Source organism: Pseudomonas sp. B12(2026) (assembly GCF_057767015.1).
This window is the reverse complement of record NZ_CM173430.1, coordinates 3,589,652-3,611,339: the sequence shown is the minus strand read 5'-3', so window position 1 is coordinate 3,611,339 and position 21,688 is coordinate 3,589,652. Positions and strand designations below refer to the sequence as shown.

General features: G+C 64.7%; 21 protein-coding genes. 3 read left to right on the top strand and 18 right to left on the bottom strand.

Annotation, left to right across the window (positions count from 1 at the left end):
• Positions 1-72: 72 nt before the first annotated feature.
• Positions 73-570, top strand: a complete 498-nt coding sequence (locus tag AC3B6A_RS16735) for a winged helix-turn-helix transcriptional regulator (RefSeq protein WP_488398331.1) — start codon at positions 73-75, stop codon at positions 568-570.
• A 151-nt stretch (positions 571-721) separates the two neighbouring features.
• Here AC3B6A_RS16735 and ocd read toward each other — a convergent pair whose 3' ends face one another.
• From ocd to AC3B6A_RS16655, 16 genes are all read right to left on the bottom strand, one after another.
• Positions 722-1,786, bottom strand: a complete 1,065-nt coding sequence (gene ocd, locus AC3B6A_RS16730) for an ornithine cyclodeaminase (RefSeq protein ID WP_488398330.1) — start codon at positions 1,784-1,786, stop codon at positions 722-724.
• Positions 1,787-2,093: 307 nt separating this feature from the next.
• A complete protein-coding gene (locus AC3B6A_RS16725) occupies positions 2,094-2,582 on the bottom strand; it encodes an Lrp/AsnC family transcriptional regulator (RefSeq protein WP_152222979.1) in 489 nt (162 codons plus the stop codon).
• Positions 2,583-2,727: 145 nt separating this feature from the next.
• Positions 2,728-4,071: an APC family permease gene (locus AC3B6A_RS16720; RefSeq protein ID WP_488398329.1), complete on the bottom strand. Its 1,344-nt coding sequence runs from the start codon at positions 4,069-4,071 to the stop codon at positions 2,728-2,730.
• A 110-nt stretch (positions 4,072-4,181) separates the two neighbouring features.
• Complete coding sequence (locus tag AC3B6A_RS16715) at positions 4,182-4,925, bottom strand: N-formylglutamate amidohydrolase (protein ID WP_488398328.1); 744 nt, start codon at positions 4,923-4,925, stop codon at positions 4,182-4,184.
• Complete coding sequence (locus AC3B6A_RS16710; protein WP_488398327.1) at positions 4,909-6,252, bottom strand: glutamine synthetase; 1,344 nt, start codon at positions 6,250-6,252, stop codon at positions 4,909-4,911. The genes AC3B6A_RS16715 and AC3B6A_RS16710 overlap by 17 nt, the downstream gene beginning before the upstream one ends.
• Before the next feature lie 15 nt (positions 6,253-6,267).
• Positions 6,268-6,909, bottom strand: coding sequence for a cysteine hydrolase family protein (locus AC3B6A_RS16705; protein ID WP_488398326.1), 642 nt, complete (start codon positions 6,907-6,909; stop codon positions 6,268-6,270).
• 2 nt (positions 6,910-6,911) lie between these two features.
• The gene (locus AC3B6A_RS16700; protein WP_488398325.1) at positions 6,912-7,769 is read right to left on the bottom strand and encodes a MurR/RpiR family transcriptional regulator; all 858 of its coding nucleotides are present in this window, start codon (positions 7,767-7,769) and stop codon (positions 6,912-6,914) included.
• 365 nt (positions 7,770-8,134) lie between these two features.
• Positions 8,135-9,370, bottom strand: a complete 1,236-nt coding sequence (arsJ, locus tag AC3B6A_RS16695) for an organoarsenical effux MFS transporter ArsJ (RefSeq protein ID WP_488398324.1) — start codon at positions 9,368-9,370, stop codon at positions 8,135-8,137.
• 17 nt (positions 9,371-9,387) lie between these two features.
• Positions 9,388-10,392 carry an ArsJ-associated glyceraldehyde-3-phosphate dehydrogenase gene (locus AC3B6A_RS16690; protein WP_488398323.1) on the bottom strand — a complete coding sequence of 335 codons (1,005 nt, stop codon included), beginning with the start codon at positions 10,390-10,392 and terminating at the stop codon, positions 9,388-9,390.
• A gap of 114 nt (positions 10,393-10,506) precedes the next feature.
• Positions 10,507-11,220, bottom strand: coding sequence for an arsenical resistance protein ArsH (arsH, locus tag AC3B6A_RS16685; protein WP_488398322.1), 714 nt, complete (start codon positions 11,218-11,220; stop codon positions 10,507-10,509).
• A 4-nt stretch (positions 11,221-11,224) separates the two neighbouring features.
• Positions 11,225-12,286: an ACR3 family arsenite efflux transporter gene (gene arsB / locus AC3B6A_RS16680; protein ID WP_488398321.1), complete on the bottom strand. Its 1,062-nt coding sequence runs from the start codon at positions 12,284-12,286 to the stop codon at positions 11,225-11,227.
• A gap of 17 nt (positions 12,287-12,303) precedes the next feature.
• Positions 12,304-12,774 (bottom strand): arsenate reductase ArsC, encoded by a 471-nt coding sequence (locus tag AC3B6A_RS16675; protein WP_488398320.1) that lies wholly within the window; start codon positions 12,772-12,774, stop codon positions 12,304-12,306.
• Positions 12,775-12,793: 19 nt separating this feature from the next.
• Positions 12,794-13,150: a metalloregulator ArsR/SmtB family transcription factor gene (locus tag AC3B6A_RS16670; RefSeq protein ID WP_488398319.1), complete on the bottom strand. Its 357-nt coding sequence runs from the start codon at positions 13,148-13,150 to the stop codon at positions 12,794-12,796.
• A 305-nt stretch (positions 13,151-13,455) separates the two neighbouring features.
• Positions 13,456-13,869: a DUF1850 domain-containing protein gene (locus tag AC3B6A_RS16665; RefSeq protein ID WP_488398318.1), complete on the bottom strand. Its 414-nt coding sequence runs from the start codon at positions 13,867-13,869 to the stop codon at positions 13,456-13,458.
• Entirely contained in the window at positions 13,866-15,893 is a 2,028-nt protein-coding gene (locus tag AC3B6A_RS16660) for a TRAP transporter permease (protein ID WP_488398317.1), read from the bottom strand. Before AC3B6A_RS16660 ends, AC3B6A_RS16665 begins: the two co-directional genes overlap by 4 nt.
• A gap of 51 nt (positions 15,894-15,944) precedes the next feature.
• On the bottom strand, positions 15,945-16,898 hold the full coding sequence (locus tag AC3B6A_RS16655) for a TAXI family TRAP transporter solute-binding subunit (protein ID WP_488398316.1): 954 nt from the start codon (positions 16,896-16,898) through the stop codon (positions 15,945-15,947).
• 445 nt (positions 16,899-17,343) lie between these two features.
• Here AC3B6A_RS16655 and AC3B6A_RS16650 point away from each other — a divergent pair, with 445 nt between their 5' ends.
• Positions 17,344-17,886, top strand: coding sequence for a flavin reductase family protein (locus AC3B6A_RS16650; RefSeq protein WP_488398315.1), 543 nt, complete (start codon positions 17,344-17,346; stop codon positions 17,884-17,886).
• A gap of 466 nt (positions 17,887-18,352) precedes the next feature.
• On the opposite strand, the gene AC3B6A_RS16645 is transcribed toward AC3B6A_RS16650, so the two are convergent.
• Positions 18,353-18,859: a hypothetical protein gene (locus tag AC3B6A_RS16645; protein ID WP_488398314.1), complete on the bottom strand. Its 507-nt coding sequence runs from the start codon at positions 18,857-18,859 to the stop codon at positions 18,353-18,355.
• Positions 18,860-19,649: 790 nt separating this feature from the next.
• Entirely contained in the window at positions 19,650-20,624 is a 975-nt protein-coding gene (locus AC3B6A_RS16640; RefSeq protein WP_488398313.1) for a DMT family transporter, read from the bottom strand.
• A 105-nt stretch (positions 20,625-20,729) separates the two neighbouring features.
• Between AC3B6A_RS16640 and AC3B6A_RS16635 the strand changes: the two genes are divergently transcribed.
• Positions 20,730-21,629, top strand: coding sequence for a LysR family transcriptional regulator (locus tag AC3B6A_RS16635; protein WP_488398312.1), 900 nt, complete (start codon positions 20,730-20,732; stop codon positions 21,627-21,629).
• The last annotated feature ends 59 nt before the right edge of the window (positions 21,630-21,688 follow it).

The window sequence follows — 21,688 nt, the reverse complement described above, 5'->3', positions numbered from 1 at the left end:
GTAAAGGACGTTACTATCATAATGAAAGTTACATCCGAAGCCGATTTCTTTAGCCAACGATGAGCGATGCCCATGCAGCGTAAGACCCTCACCGACTCCGAATGTCCGATCGCCCTCAGCCTGGAACGGGTGGGCGAATGGTGGAGCTTGCTGATCATGCGCGACGCATTGCAGGGGGTGTCCCGGTTCGACGAGTTTTCCAAAAGCCTGGAAATCTCGCCGAACATACTGACCCGAAGGCTGAACTCGCTCGTGGACGCCGGGCTGCTGGAGCGGCGCGCCTACAGCGTCAAGCCGCTGCGTCACGAGTACATCCCGACGGCGAAAGGGAAGGACCTCCAGGTCGTGCTCTATGCATTGATCGCCTGGGGTAACCAGCACTTCATCTCGAACGACATCGCCATACAGGTTGTGGACAGGACTTCAGGAAGGCCGCTGCGTCCCGTGATGTTCGATGAGGCAGACGGCAGAGTGGTGCCGTGGGACGAATGCGACCTGGCCCCCGGACCTGCCGCCAGTCAGGGCATGTTGGAGAGGCTGCAGCTGATGAAGCGCTCGCTGAAGTCGTAGCTCAGGGCTGCTCTCCAGGGAGTCGAATGGAGACTTCCAAGACCACTCGCTCCAGTCGACGGTGCGTCTTTGCACGGCTGGACTTGAAGGTACGGACGCGAGACGAAAAAACCGGCCCCGATGACCGGGGCCGGTTTTTCGTGGAGCAGGATCAGGCGATACGGCGCAGCGCCTTGCCTCCTTTTTTGGAGCGGGTATGGCGGAACAGGTCCTTGGGATCGTTTTCCTCGTCATTCTCGCCCCACGGCACCAGGTCGATACGCTGACCGAGGTTGAGCCGGGTCGCCTGCTCGTTCACATAGCGCAGCGCGGAGTAGTCCTCCAGCGCGAAGCCGACCGAGTCGAAGATGGTGACCTGCTCGGCGCTGGCGCGTCCTGGCAGCTGTCCGGCCAGGACGCGCCAGAGGTCCACCACCGGGAAGTCCGCCGGCATCTGCTGGATTTCGCCCTCGACCCGCGATTGCGGTTCGTATTCGACGAACACCTTGCCGGCGCGCAGCACGTCCGCGTGCAGTTCGGTCTTGCCGGGGCAGTCGCCGCCGACGCCATTGATGTGCATGCCGGGTTCGATCATTTCCGGGGTCAGGATGGTCGCGTAGGCCTTGTCCGCGGTCACCGTGGTGACGATGTCGGCGCCACGGACCGCCTCGGCGGTGGAACTGGCGCGGATGATCTTCAGGTTCGGGAATTCCGCCAGGTTGCGGATCAGCTTTTCGGTCGCCAGCGGGTCGATGTCGTAGACGGCGATTTCCTCGATGCCCAGGTGGAAGTGGAAGGCCAGCGCCTGGAATTCGCTCTGTGCGCCGTTACCGATCAGTGCCATGCGCCGGGAGTCGGGGCGCGCCAGTGCGCGGGCCGCCATCAGCGAGGTGGCGCAGGTGCGCAGGGCGGTCGCCACGGTCAGCTCGGAAAGCAGGATCGGGTAGCCGGTCTCGACATCGGCCAGCACGCCGAAGGCCATGACGGTGTAGAGCCCGCGCTGGGTGTTCTGCGGGTGGCCGTTGACGTACTTGAAGGCATAGCTCACCGGGTCGGAGACCGGCATCAGCTCGATGACGCCGATATCGGAGTGATTGGCGACCCGGGCCGATTTATCGAAGGATTCCCACCGCACGAAGTCCTGCTCGATGGTGTCGGCCAGCTCGCCGATGAAGCGCGCGACACCGATTTCTTGCACCAGTTGAGACATCGTGGGGACATCGACGAAGCGAGTCATGGCAGGACCTCCAGCTATTTTGATTGGTATTGGAATTTCAGCTTTGGTATCCCGAACGCCAATGCCTCGCGCGGATTCGCCAGGACCTTGTGACAGGTTGTCCGTGTTCGGCCGGGAGAGGCCATTGCACGCCGTGGGATGCCGCCATTCTCCCACCCGGCCTGGGGAAATCCCGGCTGTAATGGCGGGGCGCGCCGACCGATCCGGCTGTATTCGTCGCTGCGGACAGCCGATTCTGCTGTGTGGGATCGGCCTGGGAGACAGGCCATTTTCCGCTCGGGAAACAGGGAAAACGCGGGACGTGGCGTTACCGTGCCGACTCTTTGATGGTCGTCAGTTCGGGATGGGCGACGAGCTTGTCGATGTGCAGGCTTTCGTCGTTCAGCCAGGTCTCGGTGAGGGCGCGATAGTGCTCCATGTCCCGGCAGCGCATGCGCACGCTGTAGTCGAAGGTGCCGCTGATCAGCTGGCAGTGCAGCACTTCCGGGCAGGCGATGACGCAGGCTTCGAAGGCCTTCTGCGCGGTGCGCCCGCTCTGGTTCGACAGCGCGACCAGCACCAGCAGCGACAGGCCCGAGGCGATTTTCTGCTCATCGATGACGGCGCCGTAGCCGCGGATGATCCCGTGCTTCTCCAGCTTGCGGACGCGCTCCTGGCAGGGGCGCGGCGTGAGATGCACCAGCGACGAAAGCTTGCCGTAGGTGATGCGGCCCTGGTGGCGGAGGATTCTGATGATCTCTTCGTCGATGCGATCCAGCGTGAATGACGACGCGGTGTCCTGGTCTTTCGTGCTCATGGTTTCTTGCGTTCTGATTAAGCGGAAAGGGCCGCCGGACGCGCTTCATCGAGTGGCGTCCGGCGGCCCTTGCCTTTATGGGGTACGGCTCTGTCGTCTGTCAAAGACCGCCATCGACTGCATGGCGGCACAGGTGCGGGCCCGGTCAGATCTCCCTGGCCAGCCCGGTGTCGTTGCCACGCCGGTTCATCACGACGAGATAGACCAGGCCGAGCGCGATCCAGCCAATCCCCAGCGACTGGGCTTCGAAGCTCATGCTGACCAGCACATAGGCGATGATAACCAGGCCGATCAGCGGGAAGACCAGGTGCTTGAACACCTGCCCGGTCTTCTGGCGGATGAAGTAATGGTTGATCACCGCGACATGCAGCAGGCAGAAGCCGGTCAGCGCGCCGAAGTTGACCAGGGAGGTGAGCACGTCCGGGGAGTCGAGGAAATAGATACCGATGCCCAGCGACAGGACGCCCACCAGGTAGAGGCTGATGTGCGGGGTCTGGTAGTGCGGGTGGACCTTGGCCAGCACGCGCGGCAGCTTGCCGTCGCGGGCCATCGAGTAGAGCAGGCGGGAGACGGCGGCCTGCGAGGTGATCGACACGGTCACGCCCCAGGCCAGGGCGGTGGACACGGCGGTCAGCGTCGACAACCAGCTGCCGCCGGCCGCTTCGGCGATTTCATAGAAGGCGGTGTCCGCTGACTTGAACTGCATACCCGCGGCCAGGTCGGTGGCCAGCCAGGTCTGGATGATGAAGATGCCGCCCATGACGAACAGCGCGATCAGTGATGCACGACCGATCTGCCGGGCCGGGTCGCCCTTGACTTCTTCCGCCAGCGTGGAAATCGCGTCGAAGCCAAGGAACGACAGCACCGCGATGGACACCGCCTTCATCACCAGCCCGAGGTTGAAATGTTCCGGCTGCAACAGCGGCTCCAGGGTCAGGCGGCCGTTGCCCAGCCCTGACTGCAGGGCCTGGTAGCCAACGATCAGGAAGATTGCCAGTACCACCAGCTGGGCGATCAGGAACAGCAGGTTGAATCTCGCGGCCAGGGTAATGCCACGCAGGTTGATGAGCGTGGCGGACACCAGGAAGAACAGCATGAACACCAGCTTGGGGATCGCCGGGAACAGGTGGTTCAACGCCAGGGCGCTGAACACATAGAGCAGCGGCGGGATCAGCAGGTAATCGAGCAGCAGCACCCAGCCAGCGATGAAGCCGACGTGTGGATGGATGCCGCGCTGGGCGTAGGAGTACACGGACCCGGCGATGGGGAAGGCGCGGGCCATGGCGCCGTAGCTGAGCGCGGTGAAGAGCATCGCGACCATGCCGACCAGATAGGCCATGGGGACCATGCCACGGGCCTCTTCGTAGACCCAGCCGTAAACGCCGAAGGGGGCGATGGGGATCATGAAGATCATGCCGTAGATCACCAGGTCGCTGAGGGTGAGACTGCGGCGGAGCTGTTGCTTGTATCCGAACTGTTCGATAGCCACGGGAAATTCCTCTGGGAACGGCAGCTTTAAGGGTTCGGCGCTCTTGCGCTGAATTGTTCTTGTTGTCAGAACCTGCCCGGCCCTCGAACGGGGTGAGCCGGGTGGGGTCCTCAGAGCCAGGGAGCCAGGCGCTTCGCCCAGGTCTCCACCCCTTGCGGGGTCCGCAGTCCGTCATTGCGGATTTCGATCAGCACGGCGTCCACGCCGCGTTCGTCACCATGTACAGGGACGGTCATGTCCTCCAGTGGGTCGATGAAATAGGGTTGGTTCGAGCCGATTTCCTCGCCGCTCTGGCGCAGCCCGCCGATGATGCGGCGGGCGTAGGTTTCGGCCCTGCCGAAGAGCACGCCGGCGACCCACGGGCGAGGCTCGCCCCGGTACTCCGGTGTGAAGCTGTGCACCCCGACTATCCTTGGCGTGCGCTGCGCTGCGAGGCGCTCGTCGACCAGCTCGGCGAGTCGCCGATGGAACGGCTCGAAGATGCATGACACCCGTTCCTGCCGGGCGCCGGCGGCCAGCCCCTGATTGCCGGGGATCGGGTAGATCTCGCTGTGCTCGGGAATGGCGTCCGGCGCCGCCAGCGGCCGGTTCAGGTCGATCAGCAGCCGCGAGTAGCTGGCCACCAGCAGCGTGGCGTCGAGGCGGGCGGACAGGGCTTGCGCCAGGTCCAGCGCGCCGATGTCCCAGGCGATGTGTTCCCGCGCGGCGGCGTCGTCCAGCCCCAGTTGCCGCAGCTCTTCGGGGATGTAACGGCTCGCATGCTCGCAGACCAGCAGCACGGGGCTCTTGCCCCGGGGGTTGATGACCTGGAACGGCGGGCGCCGGTAGAGGCCGGATTCAGTAGAACTTTGCATAGGATTCACACAGTTGTTCTTCGCTGAGGTCGCGGGTCAGGGCCAGTTCCTGCCGCTTCATGGCGAAGTAGGTTTCCAGCAGGGCCGGCGGCAGCTCATTGCACAGTTCGCGGTCCGCCATCAGCAGTCGCTGGGCTTCGTCGAGCGAACCCGGCAGGGCCTTGATGCCCAGTTTTTCGCGGTCTGCGGCGCTGAGGCTGTGCGGGTCCACGTCGGTCACCGCCGACAGCGGCAGTTCCTGCTCGATGCCCAGGCGCCCGGCGATGAGCACGGCGGCCATGGCCAGGTGCGGGCTGGCGGTGGCATCCATGGGGCGGAACTCGAGGTTGAACTGGCGCGCTTTCGGCTTGCCGCCGATCTCCACCACCGGGCAGATGCGCAGCGCGGCTTCGCGGTTGCGCAGGCCGAGGCAGGCGTAGGCGGCGCTCCAGTGGTGCGGTTTCAGCCGCAGGTAGGAAACGGCGGTCGGCGCGGTGAGCGCACAGAGCGCGGGCAGGTGGCGCAGCACGCCGGCCGCCCAGTGTTCGGCGAGCTTCGACAGGTTGCTGGCGCTGGACTCGTCATAGAACACCGGGGTGCCATCCAGGCGCTGCAGGCTCAGGTGCAGGTGAACGCCATTGGTCACGGCGCCGGGGGCGAGCAGGGGCGTGAAGCTGCTGCGCCAGCCGAACTGCCGGGCGATCTCGCGGGTCACTTCGCGCACGTTCACGGCGCGGTCCGCTGCCGCAACGCCCTGGGTGGGGCGGCAGGTGACTTCGTACTGGTTGCGGCCGTACTCGGGCAGGAACATTTCCGGTTCCGCGCCGATCTGCTCCAGCGCGCTCATCAGCCAGCCGCCGAAGTTGCCGGTCTGCCGCTGGGCCTGCAGCGAGAAGGCGGCGGCGTGCTCAACGGGCAGGCCGAGCAGGTTGAATTCGTGCTCGAAGGCGGCGGTGACCTGCAGGTCGAGCTGGCGGTAGCGCGCGATCTCCCCGCGTAGCAGCGTGCGCGGGCAGACCGGCCAGGGTGCGCCCGTGGTCGTCACCAGGTCGCCGTGCAGGTAGTCCAGCGGCGCCGCCTGCGGGTCCGGGCCGTTTTCCAGGCGCACCCGGCTGCCCGGATCGGGCAGCAGGCGCAGGTCGCCGTGGCTGCCCCAGGGGTTGTCGTCGGCGATGATGTCCTGGGGTGTCAGCGCGCTGTTGGCGGGTACCCAGCCGCAGCCGGTCGCCAGTTGATCGGCGACGTCCGCTTCGGGGAGCGAACGGCCGCGGGTGATGCCGCAGAGATCGGTGGTGACGAAGCTGGTCAGGCGCAGCGGTGTGCCGGGATTGTTATTGTTGTGGCTCATGGCGTTCTTCCGGGGTCAGGCCAGCGTGGCGATTCGCGCCAGCACGGTGTCGGTGTCGGTGATCCAGCAGTAGCCCTTGATCGCGTCCAGGCAGGCCTGGTGGCGCTCGGGGGTGTGGGTGGCGCAGGCGTCTTCCACCAGGGTGACCAGATAGCCACGGTCAGCGGCATCGCGTACCGCCATGTCGACGCACTGGTCGGTGACCACGCCGCAGACGATCAGGTGGCGGGTGTTCAGGTTGCGCAGGACGTAGTCGATGGCGGTGGAGTTGAAGACGCCCGAGGAAGTCTTCGGCAGGACGATCTCGTTTTCCTGCGGCGCCAGGGCGTCGATCACCTGGGCGTCGGGGCTGCCCTTGGGCAGGTGCATGTCGGACAGCTTGTGGTCCAGCGAGCGGTCACGGCCGTCGGCGGTCAGGCTTTCGATGATGGTGTGCAGCACGTCCGCGCCTACCCCGCGCATCGCCTCCAGCAGCTTGCGCTGGTTCGGTACCACGGTCGCTTCCACGCGGTCGTAGAAATAGCGGCAGGCCACCGGGTCCACATGCGGGTCGCGGCCCGGCTCGATCCAGGCGCGTTGCATGTCGACGAACAGAATGGCGGTCTGACCCGGCGTGAACGGCAGGTCGCGGGGCGATTGATGGGGCAGGCTGAACACGGTTATTCCTCCAGGATGTGGCTGCCGAAGGCAGCACGCAGGTGATCGATGCCTTCAAGGCGTTCATCGAGGTGGCCATCCATGCGCGCCACCAGGCTGGCAATCAGCGCTTCGACCTGGGCGGTGGCCGGCACCAGGGTGTCGAAGGGCGAGGGCGACTCCACCGGCGCGCTGATGATCAGGTCGGCGAACTCGCGCAGCGGCGAGTCGTACACATCGGTGAACAGCACCACGCGGGCGCCGCGGGCCTTGGCGGCCTTGGCCACGCCCAGCGCCTGCGCCTGGTAGCGGCGGTAGTCGAACACCACCACCAGCCCCTGACGGTCGATATCGTTGAGCTGATCCGGCAGCGCGGCGCCGTCGTCCAGCAGCAGGCAACCCGGACGCAGCATGCGCAGGTGCGCCACCAGATAGCCGGCGAGGAAGCGGCTGAAGCGACCGCCGTGGCAGAACACGCGGGTGCGCGTGTCGAGCAGCCAGTCGCCCAGCAGGCGGATGTCATCGGCCTGGGTCAGCGCCAGGGTGCGCTGGATGCCTTCGCTGGCGTCGCTGAGAAAGTTCGACCAGGCGTCGTTGTTGTTCATCCCCTCGCGGCGCCCGGCGAGCAGCGTGCGCGGCGAGCGCAGACGATCGTCGACCTCCGCCATCAGGGCGTTCTGGAAGTCGCTGTAGCCGGCGAACCCCAGTTTCTTCACCAGTCGCAGGATGGTCGGGTCGCTCACGCCGGCCTGGCGGGCGAGGCGCGACATCGGCCCCAGGCCCAGGCGCGGGTAGTCGTCGAGCAGGGCGCGCAGGACCTTGCGCTCGGCTTTGGTGAGGTCGATTTCGGGGGAGTTCAGGCGGTCTTTGAGTGTGAGCATGGTGGCGTCCCTTGGTGTGCTCAATTTGTATAATGTGTTTCATAAATTAGCAATACGTTATTTTTGTAATGTTCACTACATTGTGCTGAATGCGTTCCGGGCTCCAGCCAATGTGGGCGCCAGGCTGCGGTTTTCCTGCGTAGAAGCCATGCCGGTGCCGTGCAGCAAGATGCAGTTGCGACTTCAGGGCTGGCGGGGGAGGGGGCCGCACTTCTGGCGTTCCGGGTTCGAAGGAACGGGAAGCTGACTGATCGAACGAGGGCGGCGGCTGGCGGATCCGGTATGCGGCCGCTAACCGCCTCGTAGCGAGGTCGATAGCTCACCCGCCCTTGTCTGGACAAGGGCGGGTGAGCGTGAGCTTGCACTCACTGCTGCGGATTCAACGCCTCGCCGGCATGCCTGGGCAGGGCGCTCGAAATGGCGGCGGCCAGCAGGACGAAGGCTGCCGAGATCCAGAGGCAGGCCTCCAGGCCGTGGGCCTGGAACACCCAGCCGGAAAGCAGCGTGCCGATCAGGCGGCCCATGGCGTTGGACATGTAGTAGAAGCCCACATCCAGGGACACGCCGTCCTCCTTGGCATACGAGACGATCAGGTAGCTGTGCAGCGAGGAGTTCACGGCGAAGAGCGCGCCGAACATCATCAGCCCGCCCAGCAGCACCACTTCGGCGGACAGGCCGGTATTCAGGCCAATGGCAATCGCCGCCGGCAGGATGGCGAGCGGCATCGCCCAGGCGAACGCCGCGCGGCCGTCGGGGACATGCCCGCGTTTCTTGCCGGTCAATGCAGGCGCAACCGACTGGACGATGCCGTAGCCGATCACCCAGGCGGCGAGGAATCCGCCGACCAGCCAGAAGTCCCAGCCAAAGGTTGCGCTCAGGTAGACCGGCAGGGCGACCACGAACCACACGTCACGGGCGCCGAACAGGAACAGGCGGGCTGCGGACAGGATGTTGATCGCCCGGCTCTTGGAGAGCATGTCGCGGAACTTGGGTTTGGCCTTGGCCTTTCCCAGGTCCTTCTTCAGCGACAGCAGGCTGCCGATCCAGATGAGGCCGAGCACCAGGGCCATCGCCAGCACGGCGCCCTTGAAGCCGAGCAGGGCCAGCAGCGCGCCGCCCAGGAAGAAGCCCACGCCTTTGAGTGCGTTCTTCGAGCCTGTGAGGATCGCCACCCATTTGTAGAGCTTGCCCTGTTGCGTATCGGGCACCAGGAGCTTGATCGAGCTCTTGGCGCTCATCTTGTTGAGATCCTTGGCGATGCCCGACAAGGCCTGCGCACTCATCACCCAGGGGATGGCCAGCCAGGCGGCCGGCACCGTGAGCATCAGCAGCGCCACCACCTGCATGGCGAGGCCGATGTTCATGGTGCGGTTCAGGCCGATGTGGGCGCCGAGGTAGCCGCCCACCAGGTTGGTGACGACGCCGAAGAACTCGTAGAACACGAACAGGGTGGCGATCTGCAGCGGCGAATAGCCCAGCGAGTGGAAGTGCAGCACCACCAGCATGCGCAGGGCGCCATCGGTGAGCGTGAATGCCCAGTAGTTCCCCGTCACCAGCAGGTACTGCCGGACTTCCGGTGCGAGCGACGATAGCGCCTTCATGATCGCGTCCTGCTCCCTCAACCGGCCAGGCCGACCAGCTTCGCCAGTTCGACGGTGCGGTTGGCGTAGCCCCACTCGTTGTCGTACCAGGCATAGAGCTTCACCTGGGTGCCATTGACGACCAGGGTCGACAGCGCGTCGATGATCGACGAGCGCGGGTCGGTGCGGTAGTCGATGGAAACCAGGGGGCGCTCCTCGTAGCCGAGGATGTCCTTGAGCTCGTTTTCGGACGCGCGCTTGAGCAGGCGATTGACCTCTTCGACGCTGGTTTCCCGCTCGACCTCGAACACGCAATCGGTCAGGGAGGCGTTGGCCAGCGGAACGCGGACGGCGTGGCCATTCAGGCGCCCGCGCAGCTCGGGGAAGATTTCCGCGATGGCGGTCGCCGAACCGGTGGTGGTGGGGATCAGGCTCATGCCGGAGGCGCGGGCGCGGCGCAGGTCCTTGTGCGGCTGGTCGAGGATGCTCTGGGTGTTGGTCAGGTCGTGGATGGTGGTGATCGAGCCGTGGCGGATGCCCAGGTTCTCATGGATGACCTTCACCACCGGCGCCAGGCAGTTGGTGGTGCAGGACGCCGCCGTGACGATGCGATGCTGCGCAGGGTCGAACAGGTGCTGGTTGACGCCCATGACGACGTTCAGCGCGCCTTTCTCCTTCACCGGGGCGCTCACCACGACGCGCTTCACGCCCTGGTCCAGGTAGCTCTGCAGGATGGCGACGGTTTTCATCTTGCCGCTGGACTCGATCACCAGGTCGCAGCCCGACCAGTCGGTGTCGGCGATGGCCTTGTTGGCGGTGACCTTGATGTGCTTGCCGCCGACGATCAGCGAGTCGCCATCGGCACTGGCTTCGTGGTGCCAGCGACCGTGCACTGAGTCGAAGTTGATCAGGTGCGCGTGGGTCGCGGCGTCGCCGGCCGGGTCGTTGATCTGCACGAATTCGAACTCGGGCCAGTCCCAGGCTGCGCGCAGCGCCAGGCGACCGATACGTCCGAAACCATTGATGCCTACTTTGATGGCCATGTTCTCGTTCTCTGTTGCGGTTATCGAGCGGTCGACAAGTGTTTGTCTAACTGATTGGTGTAGCTGAGGCCGGCTCAGGTGCGGCCAGGGCGGAATATGGATGTCATGAATGCCTCAGATGGAGCGCTGATTAACGCGCTTCGACAGCTCTTCCGCCGACTCCTTGCGCTCGGAGTAGCGGTCGACCAGGTAATCGGCGCGGTCGCGCAGCAGCAGGGTGAACTTCACCAGCTCCTCCATCACGTCGACGACACGGTCGTAGAAGGGCGAAGGCTTCATGCGGTTGGCTTCATCGAATTCGAGGTAAGCCTTGGGTACCGAGGACTGGTTCGGAATCGTGAACATGCGCATCCAGCGTCCGAGCACGCGCATCTGGTTCAGCGCATTGAACGACTGCGAGCCTCCGCACACCTGCATCAGGGCCAGGGTCTTGCCCTGGGTCGGGCGTATGGCGCCCATGCTCAGGGGAATCCAGTCGATCTGCGACTTGAACACGCCCGTCATGGCCCCGTGACGCTCCGGGGAGCACCAGACCATGCCCTCTGACCAGAGCACCAGTTCACGCAGCTCCAGCACTTTCGGGTGATCCTCCGGAGCGTCATCCGGCAGCGGCATGCCGGACGGATTGAAGATCCGTGTCTCGGCGCCAAAGTGCTCCAGCAGGCGTGCGGCCTCCTCGGTCAGCAGTCGGCTGAACGAGCGTTTACGTGTCGATCCGTAGAGCAGCAGGATTCGCGGTTTGTGTGCGGAGGGCTGCCGGGTGGCGAGCCTGTCCAGCGACGGCTGGTCGATCAGTTCCAGATTGATGTTGGGAATGTGGTCGGTCATGAATTCACTCCTGGGAAAGGGCTCCGGTGGACTGATCGAACCAGCGGCGCTTGAGCCACCAGGCCACGCCAACCAGGGAGATCAGCACGGGCACCTCGACCAACGGCCCGATCACGGTGGCAAAGGCGACCGGAGAGGCGAGGCCGAAGGTGGCAATGGCCACTGCGATGGCGAGCTCGAAGTTGTTGCTGGCGGCGGTGAACGCCAGTGCCGTGGTGCGCGGATAGTCGGCCTCCAGCAGCTTGCCCATCCAGAAGCTGACGAAGAACATCACGACGAAGTAGAGGGTCAGCGGGATGGCGATGCGCAGCACATCCAGCGGCAACTGCAGCACCCTGTCGCCCTTGAGGCTGAACATGGCCACGATGGTCAGCAGCAGGGCCACCAGCGTCAGCGGGCTGATCCTGGGAATGAAATGCTGCTGGTACCAGTCGGCGCCTTTGCTCTTGACGAGCACCTTGCAGGTCAGGAATCCGGCCAGGAACGGAATGCCGAGGTAGATCAGCACGGACTTGGCGATGTCGAGGAAGCTGGTCTCGATGACGCTGCCTTCCAGGCCGAACAGCGGGGGTAATACACCCAGGAAGAACCAGGCATAAACGCTGAAGAAGAGGATCTGGAAGATGCTGTTGAAGGCTACCAGCCCGGCGACGTACTGATTGTTGCCTCCAGCGATCTGGTTCCAGACCAGAACCATGGCGATGCAGCGCGCCAGGCCGATGAGAATCAGGCCAGTCATGTATTCCGGCTTGTCCGAGAGGAAGACCACCGCCAGGACAAACATCAGCACCGGGCCGATGACCCAGTTCTGGATCAGCGATAGCGCCAGGATGCGCTTGTCCTTGAATATCTGGGGCAGCTCTTCGTATTTCACCTTAGCCAGGGGCGGGTACATCATCACGATGAGGCCAATGGCGATGGGGATGTTGGTAGAGCCCACCGACAAGCTGTTCAGCCAGTTGGGCAGGCCCTCGAAGAGGCTGCCCAGGCCGATGCCGAGCCCCATGGCGAGAAAGATCCAGACCGTCAGGTAGCGATCCAGGAACGAAAGACGGCTTTTGCTCATTGCTGCCTCCAATGGCTTCAAAGTGTTCCGATACGGGCCAGCTCAGCCTTGAGCTGATCAGCGTCGAGCTGCCCGAATGGGAGCTCCAGGAACGCTGAGACTCGCCGCTCGATATGTTTGAGGGTGTCATCGAACGCGGCGCTCAGTTCCGCTTCGCTGCCCTTCAGTTCGGAGGGATCGGCGAGCCTCCAATGCGCTTTGACAGCCGGGCCGAAGAACACCGGACAGGCTTCACCGGCAGCCTTGTCGCAGACGGTGATCACGTAATCGGGCGCGAGGTCGGCGTGAACGTCAGACGACTTGCTACTCAGGCCATCCGTGGAAATGCCGGCGCGCTGCAGGGCAGCGATGCTCAACGGGCTCACTTCACCCTTGGGCTGGCTGCCGGCGCTGTACGCTTTCATGCCGGCGGGAGCGCGGTGATTGAACACGGCTTCCGAGAGGATGCTGCGGCAGCTATTGGCGGTGCAGAGGAAAAGGACTTTCATCGAATCTTCTCGTCAATCGTCAGCAGCAGGCCGCGACGCGCTCGGGACGGTCACCCATGTTGTCCAGGCGCGCCGTACTGGAAGTCAGCCATTGGCGGTTGGCTTCCAGCGTCGTCTTGAGAATCTCGCGAACCCAGACGGGCAGCTCAGGATGCAGCCGGTAATACACCCACTGGCCCTGCCTGCGATCTTCGAGCAGGCCGCAGGTGCGCAGTTGCGCCAGGTGGCGCGAGACCTTGGGCTGGCTTTCATCCAGTGCGCAGGTCAGCTCGCAGACGCAGAGCTCTTCTTCGCGAGCGATCAGCAGCATCATCCGCGCGCGGTTCTCGTCAGCGAGGCATTTGAAGACCTTGGTAGGCGTCAGGCGATCAGTCATGGCGGCACTCAATGTCTGGTTTTCACAAGGACGAACATCTCGATGCGGTCAGTGCTTATATGGTTTTTCGAATATACGTTTATCAGCATGAGTTGCAAGGTGGCGATGCTTTCCGATCGCTACCTGCTGACGGACACCCGGGAGGGCGGCGACGCATGCAAGCGCTTGCGTGCCGAGGTGCATCTGCGTGAGGGAGGCAGGACTGCGTCGTCCTGGACTGGAGCCGCGATGACGTGATCGGCGACATGCCCGATCAGCATGAGAGTGCCCGCATGCCATCGGCTGAACGAATGCGCTCCTTGGCGCTAGCGGAGAGGAGTGGCGCGTTCATCGGCGCCCGGATCGCAGGCCCAGAAATCCACCGCCGGGGTCGCCGTCGTCGGTGGCCCCAGCCAGTGCGCCAGTGCCTGGCAGCCGTGTTCGGTGCACAGCTGGTAGTCGCCGGCCTCGGGCGTGCGCCCGGCGTGCAGGGGCTGCAGTGGCGGTAGCTGGCGCCGGTAGTGCCAGGCCCCCTCGCGCAGGACCGCGCCGTCTGGGACCTCCATGCCGGCGCCGGTGCCGCGCACCCGCGCCTCGCCCAGTACCAGCCCGGCGGGCGTCACCTGGTAATCCTCCTCCCAGCGGATCTTCTCGATGCTGTGCTGCCAGGCGAGGGTGAAGTGCTGCAGCGGCAGGCTGGCCCAGACGACCCCGGCCAGCCCCAGGCACAGGCCGGTCATGCCGTCTGTCCGGATGCGCTGCGATGGCGCCAGAGGTGCCAGCCGAGCACCGCCGCGCCGAGGGCGAAGCCGGCTTCGTCGCTGATCGGCAGGGCGAGGACCAGCAGCAGGCCGGCGGCGAAGGCCAGGCAGCGCTCCCACCAGAACATGGGAGCGCTGAGGTGGCCGATGGAGGCCATGCCCCAGAGCATCACCGCGAAGAGCGCCTTGACCAGCATGTAGAACGTCGCCGCCCAACTGCCGCCCTGCATCATCAGCGCCGGGTCGTAGACCGCCATGAAGGGCACCACGAAGCCCGCCAGGGCGATGCGCACCGCCCAGAAACTGATCTTCAGCCCTCTTTCCTGGGCGATGGGCGCGGCGGCGAAGCAGGCCAGGGCCACCGGCGGGGTGAGGTCGGCGAGGATGCCGAAGTAGAACACGAACATGTGCGAGACGATCAGCGGCACGCCCAGCTCCAGCAGGGCTGGCGCCGCGATTGAGCTGGTGATGATGTAGTTGGGGATGGTCGGGATGCCCATGCCCAGCACCAGGCAGGTGAGCATGGTCAGCACCAGCGAGAGGAACAGGTTGTCGCGGCCCAGGTCGAGGATGTAGCCGGCGAAGGTGGTGGCGATGCCGGTCAGCGAGATGACGCCGATGATCACCCCGACCAGGGTGCAGGCGATGCCCACCGGCACCGCATGGCGGGCACCTTCGGCCAGGGCCATGACGCAGGCCCGCAGGGTGGAGCGGCCGCCGCGGATGAAGAAGCAGGTCAGCGCCAAGGCGGCGATGACCAGCAGGATGACGCCGATGCCCAGGCGGAAGAACCCCGAGCAGAGCACGCCCAGCGCTACCCAGAAGGCGATGCGCAGCCAGGAGTTGCTGGCGCGCAGGATGATCGCCGAGCCGAGGATGACGATGGCGGTCAGAGCCAGGCCGACCATGCCCGAGTACAACGGGGTGCGCCCGGAGAACAGCAGGGCGATCAGCACCAGCAGCGGGATCAGCAGGAACCAGCGCTGGCGCAGCGCGCCCCAGGCGCTCGGGCACTGGTCCGGCGGCAGGCCATGCAGGTGGCTGCGCCGGGCCTCCAGGTGGACCATCCAGTACACCGAGCCGAAGTAGAGCAGTGCCGGGATCAGCGCCGCCTTGGCCACCTCGGCGTAGGGCACGTTGATGGTCTCGGCCATGATGAAGGCCACCGCGCCCATCACTGGCGGCATGATCTGGCTGCCCATGCTGGCGGTGGCCTCGACGCCGCCGGCGAAGGCCGGCGCGTAGCCGAAGCGCTTCATCAGCGGGATGGTGAACTGCCCGGTGGTGACCACGTTGGCCACCCCGGAGCCGGTGATGGTGCCCATCAGCGCCGAGGAGAACACCGAGACCTTGGCCGGCCCGCCGCTGCGGTGGCCGAACAGGCCCATGGCGAAGTCGGTGAACAGGCGGATCATCCCGGCCTGTTCGAGGAAGGCGCCGAACAGGATGAACAGGTAGATGTAGGTGGCCGAGACGTAGGTCGGCGTGCCGTACAGCCCCTCCGTGCCGAAGGACAGCTGGTTGACCATCTGGTCGAAGCCATAGCCGCGGTGCGCCAGGTCGCCCGGCAGGTACTGGCCGAACAGCCCGTAGACGAGGAACAGGGCGCAGATGATCGGCAGGGCGATGCCCATGACGCGGCGGGCGGCCTCGAACACCAGCACGATCAGCACCAGGCCGATGAGCATGTCGCCCTGGGTCAACTCGCCGGAGCGCTGGATCAGGTCGGCCTCGAAGACCCACTGGTAGGCCGCGGTGGCCATGCCCGCCAGGCCCAGCAACCACGCCAGTGGTTGCCACGGGCGGTGGAGTCCGCGGGCGGGATAGCACAGGTAGACCACCAGCAGCAGGAAGCCCACGTGCACCGCACGCAGGACCTGGGTGGAGATCAACGGGAAGGCCGCGGTGGCGACCTGGAAGATCGAGAAGGCCAGGGCGACGGCGAACAGGCTGGCGGGCCAGCGCTCGGTGTCGGCGTGCAGGCCGTGAGCGGTATCTGTCATGCGGGGGTCTCCTGCGGTGGCCGGCCCCGGGGCGCGGGGCCGGCCCATGGCTCAGGGAAGCAGACCTTTTTCCTTGTAGAAGCGCTCGGCGCCGGGGTGCAGGGGAATCGGCAGGCTCTTCGCCGCCTTGTCCAGGCTGATGTCCTTGGCCGCCGCATGGGCGGTTACCAGGCGCGGCAGGTTGTCGAACAGCTGCTTGGTCATCTGGTAGGCCAACTCATCGCTGACATCCTCGCGGGTCACCAGGATGTTGACGATGGCCGCGGTGGGCACGTCGGCGTCCTGGCCGTCATAGGTCTTGGCCGGGATGGTCGCCGGCAGGTAGGCGTTGTTGCCGATCTTCGCCACCACCTCGGCGGGGATCGCCACGAAGCTCACCGGCATGGTCGAGGCGAGGTCGCGGATCGATGCCTGGCCCAGGCCCGAGGACTGCAGGGTGGCGTCGAGCTGGCGGTTCTTGATCAGCTCCACCGATTCGGCGAAGGGCAGGTACTCGACCTTGCCCATGTCCTCGTAGCTCAGCCCGGCGGCCTTGAAGATGGCGCGGGCGTTCAGCTCGGTGCCGGACTTGGGCGCGCCGACGGAGATGCGCTTGCCCTTCAGGTCCGCCAGGGACGTGATCCCCGATTCCTTGCTTGCGACGATCTGGATGTAGTTCGGGTAGGTGCCGGCGATGGCGCGCAGCTTCTTCAGCGGCGTCTTGAAGCCGGCATCCGCCTCGCCCTTCCAGGCATCGGACACCGAATCGCCGAGGGCGAAGGCCAGTTCGCCACGGCCGGCCTGCAGCAGGTTGAGGTTTTCCACCGAGGCCTTGGTGGCCTGTACCGAAGTCTTGCTGCCTTCGATGCCGTGGCTGTAGATCTGCGACAGGCCAACGCCCACCGGGTAGTACACCCCGCTGGTGCCGCCAGTGAGGATGTTGATGAAGGTGGGGGCAGCCTGGGCGGTGGCGCAGACGGCAAGGAAGGCGGCGCCGGCCAGCGCCAGGCGGGTACGTCGGATCATGTCTCGGTCTCCAGGTTCTTGTTCTTGTGCCTGAAAGGTTAACCCTAGAACGCCTGTGCCGGGCCTGCCCGTTTTTTATCCGAAAGTCTAAGAGGCCGCGACGGCGTTGAAGCTCGGGGTTTGTTCAGCACGGTCTCGTTGAAGATCTGCCGTGCCAGGGTGAAACCGCAGCTCCACCGTGGGCTCGACGACGCGCACGACAGCACGGCTCCGCGCAGTCCCTGGAAGTGCTGTCGTGTCATGATCACGACCAACAAGGCTTACTTGCCGTGGGGCAATGAAGCGTTGTCCATTCCCCTGGCATGGTGGCGGCGACGGGGCGTGGGGTCTTATTGGGAGGCGATAGGAAAGCGCCGACGCTACCCATCCCGCGCCTGCGAGTAGCGGAAAGAAATGCCACGTTGCCGACAGTCTTCGCTGCGATGCCCGACGAGGAGCACCCATCATGAAAATGCTGAAGCTGGAGAAGGCCTTCACCCTGCTGGAGCCCGGCCCGGTCGTCCTGGTCACCACCAGCGACGGTGGCCGGCACAACATCATGACCTTGTCCTGGACCATGGTGGTCGACTTCACCCCACGCTTCGCCTTCACCACCGGGCCCTGGAACCATTCCTACGCCGCGCTGGAGAAAACCCGCGAGTGCGTCATCGCCATCCCCGGCGCGGACCTGCTCGACATCGTGGTCGGCGTGGGGACCTGCTCCGGCGCCGACACCGACAAGTTCGCCCGTTTCGGACTGACCGCCCTGCCGGGCCGGAAGGGCGCGGCCCCGCTGATCGGCGAATGCCTGGCGAACATCGAGTGCCGGGTGGTCGATCTGGTCGAGCAGCACAACATCGTGGTCCTCGAAGGCATCGCGGCATACATCGACAGCCAGCGCGAGGAGCGCCGCACCCTTCACGCGGTAGGTGACGGCACCTTCGTGGCGGATGGCGAGAGGTTCGACCGCCGCCAGGCGATGCGCTCGAAACTACCGCCCGGCGTCTAGCCCGGGGCGTGCGCTAACAGGCCCTCCAGCGCCGGGCGTTCGATCGGTTGGCTGAACGGGTGGTCCTGCACCTCTTGGCACGATTCGCTCTCCAGCACTTGCAGCTGCCCCTTGGTCTCGATGCCCTTGGGGGGAGGGCGCTTTCAGTTTCAGTGCCTTGCTTCGGTCGGTGATCGCGGAATGATGGAGCAGACGCAGCCATTCTGGCCCAGGCGATAAAAAACTGCGGTCGATCCAAGGGATAGGTGCGGTATCGGTTGATCTTCGCCGGACGTGACCGGCAGAAACCGACCCGAAGCAGATGGCTAGCGGCAGGGGGAAGTCGCTTTTTACTTCTACCATCGGCACCCGTGTGGAGGTTCGATGGTGAAGCGTGATCCACCCTGCTTGCTAGAAGTGATCATCGAATGTCCACAAGAGCCGGGGGGCTAACAGCTCTTGAGTATCACGCCGAGGTCCCTGCAATTCATGCTGCTGGCGCCTCGCCAAAGAGAGCAGCATAAATCCCGCCTAGGGCCGCAAAGGATGAGAACTCACCGCGCCGGATTTCACGGATATTTGGGCGCTCACCCTTTTGGCCGGCCCGGTTGGCCTTTGTGTGCTTGGCCACCTTTGCAGCCTCCAAGCTGGGAAGGGGCTTTCCAGGTTCGCCGCCGAAGTACAGGAATGGCCCCAAGGCCAGGGTTTGTTCGTCGAAATAAATCCAGACCACGCATCCTGATGGCTTATCGCCGAGGCGAACATGCAGGTTCTGCTTGGCGGTACTGGAGCCAATGAACGACGCTTTGAGCTGCACGTGGCGAATTACGCCGTGTGCTTCAAGGATGACGTCATAGCCGGCGTTGTCGACCTCGGGTTTGGCTATTTCCAAATCACACCGATCCAGGCGCCAAGACTCTTTCAGTAGCTCGCCGACGAAGAGGTGTTCTACCAGCTTTTCGCGGTAGGAAGAGTGTTCGGTGTGCTTACTCATAGTTATCTAGGGCAGAAGTCCATTTGAGTGGTCAGTCTAACCTTTGGCCTGTGTCGAATCAGGCATCCATATGGAGGTTCGATGGCGGATCGGTGAAGCGTGATCCACCCTACCTGCTGCTATGAACGAGCCACGCGATGCATGCTACGAAGGGAGCAAACAGAATCAGGCTGCCGGTAGCTACTGCCCAGCCCCAGGCAAAGCCGCTCTCACCCTTGAACCGGCCACCGCTCAGAAAGCCCAGTACGCTGACGCCTATGCGATGCGCCAATAGGTTGAATATGAATTCTGAGATGAGGTCCATCTGATCTCCATGTCAGCGCCGATTTTCAAGCGCAGGGGCGAGTGGGAGTAAAGCATGACCTTCGAGCGGCCGGTGGCGACTGACCATTCTTGGCCGACCGCTGCCCATCGGCCAAGGTCACGGTGGCCAGCATATCGCTGATACTCACTGCCTTCGAATTCGTCCAGCGCGTTCCAGTGGTCGGTCAGATGCTCGGACTGGAAGACATGCCCATGGATGATCTCGCCGGGACCAGCCCGGGAAAACCCATGCCCGCGCCCCAACCGGCCTGGACCAGTTCACCCTTGAGGTGGGCGCTGGTCCAGGCGCCGCCGATCCTCGACAGCACCTGTTCATTGGGGCGGCCCGGCCCCAGGCCCCGTAGGTAAAAAGTCGTTCGACCATGGCGGGAGCCATCTCCCGATGCGAGATGAAAGGATGAAACGGACGGCCCGTGCCCTTCGACCGGCGAGCGAGCCTTGAAGGAGCACTACCGTAAAGGCGCAATCAGTTCGTGGTCTGGCGGTCCTGCGATTGCAGTTTCGGCGCGCCCGACGATTGAGCGACCTTGGCGGTGGACAGTCGGGATACGCCGAAGAGCACCAGAGCCAGTCCCGCCAGCTGGTACGGCGAGATCGCTTCGTTCAGCAGCGCCCACGAGGCGAAGACGGTCAGCACCGGGCCCAGGTTGCCAAACGCTGCCGCGTGGGTAGCGCCCATGCGTTGGATGGCCAGCGCCATCCAGTAGATCGGCAGCACGGTGGAGATCAGCGCCATCAGCGCACCATAGATCCACACCGCGCTCGGCAACGTCGCCAGTTGCTGCACGTCGCCGGTCACACCGTAGTGGACCAGCACCATCACCGACGAGGCTCCGCCGGCCAGCCCGGCCAGGCGCATCGAGCCGACGCGCCGTACCACCGCCGCCGTGCCCATGTAGTACAAGGCGTAGGTCACGGCGCTGGCGAATACCCAGAGGGCGCCCAGCATGATCTGCCCATCGCTGCCCTCGACCTTGATGTCATGTACCAGCGCGATGCCCAGGCCGAGGTAGCACAGGCCCATGGCGGCCAGGGTGCGGGAGCTGGGGCGCTCGCGGGTCACGGCCATCTGCAGGAACAGCACCAGCGTCGGGTAGGTGAACAGGATCAGCCGCTCCAGCCCGGCGCTGATGTACTGCAGGCCGTAGAAGTCGAACAGGCTGGACAGGTAGTAACCGAACAACCCGAGCAGCAGGATGCGCAAGCCATCGGCCAGGGAAAGCCGGACCTGTCCCGCACCCTTGCTGAACCAGACCAGCCAGAGAAACAGCGGAAGCGCCAGGCCCATGCGGATGGCCAATACCGTCACCGCATCCACCGGCGCGACGGCATAGGACAGTTTCACGAAGACCGCCTTGAGGCTGAAGCCGGTGGCGGACAGCACGGCGAACAACACGCCGTTGCGCAGGCTGCGCTGGTAGAGGGAGGTCGGAATGCTCATGGCGGCCTGGGGGCGAAGGCAGGAGAAGGCTTTATTCTAGGGAGAAGGCGGTGTTGCTAGAATCTCAAATTGGCGAACATGGCTTTCACATTTGGAGAATGCTTCATGCACTTTGATCTCGCCGACCTGCGTCTGATCGCGGCCATCGCCAGCACCGGCAGTTTGAGCAAAGCGGCGGCATCGGTTCCCGTGGCCGTATCGGCGGCGAGCAATCGCCTGCGGCTGTTCGAGGAGCGCTGCGGGCTCTCGTTATTCGCGAGGCACAGCGACGGCATGACCCTGACCCCGGCGGGCCGCCTGGTGCTGGAGGCCAGCCAACGCGTGCTGAAAGAGGCGCGGCAGCTCAAGGACACCCTGCAGCAGCTCAATGGAGAGCGGCGCATCACCTTGCGCCTGGCCGCCTCGACCGTGGCCAACAGCACCTTCCTGCCCACCGCGCTGGGCCCCTTCCTGGCGGACTACCCGGAAGTGGACCTGCAACTGATCGAACAGAACAGCAAGGACGTGCTGCGTGCCGTGCAGGAGGGGGAGATAGACGTCGGCGTCTACGACGGCAACCTGCCCACCGCCGGCCTGCTGTCGCTGCCGTTCCGCAATGACAAGCTGGTCCTGCTGGTGCCGCAGGATCACCCGCTGGCCAGCCGGCACCTTCCCAGCCTGCGCGATGCGCTGAGCTTTCCCTTCGTCTGCCTGCCTGCCGAGCGCGCCATGAAGCGCTTTGTCGAGGCGATGGCCGTGCGCAATGCGCTGCCCTTGAAGGTGCGCGTGCGTGCTCCCAGCTTCGATGCCATCGCCCAGCTGGTTGCTCAGCGGGTCGGTGTGGCCATGCTGCCGGAGGCGGCAGCCACACGGCTGGCGCAGGAGTTGCCGGTGTCGGTGGTGCCCCTGGAAGACGCCTGGGCCACTCGCGAACTGCGCATCTGCGTGCCCAGTTGGGATGCCCTTTCTTCCCACGCGGGGCAATTGGTGACCTATCTGATGAAAGAAGGGACTACGCCGCGCTAGACAGGCTGGGGGCGTGAGGATCCGAACTCGTTCTTTCGGGCCTTCCATGACTGGACGGG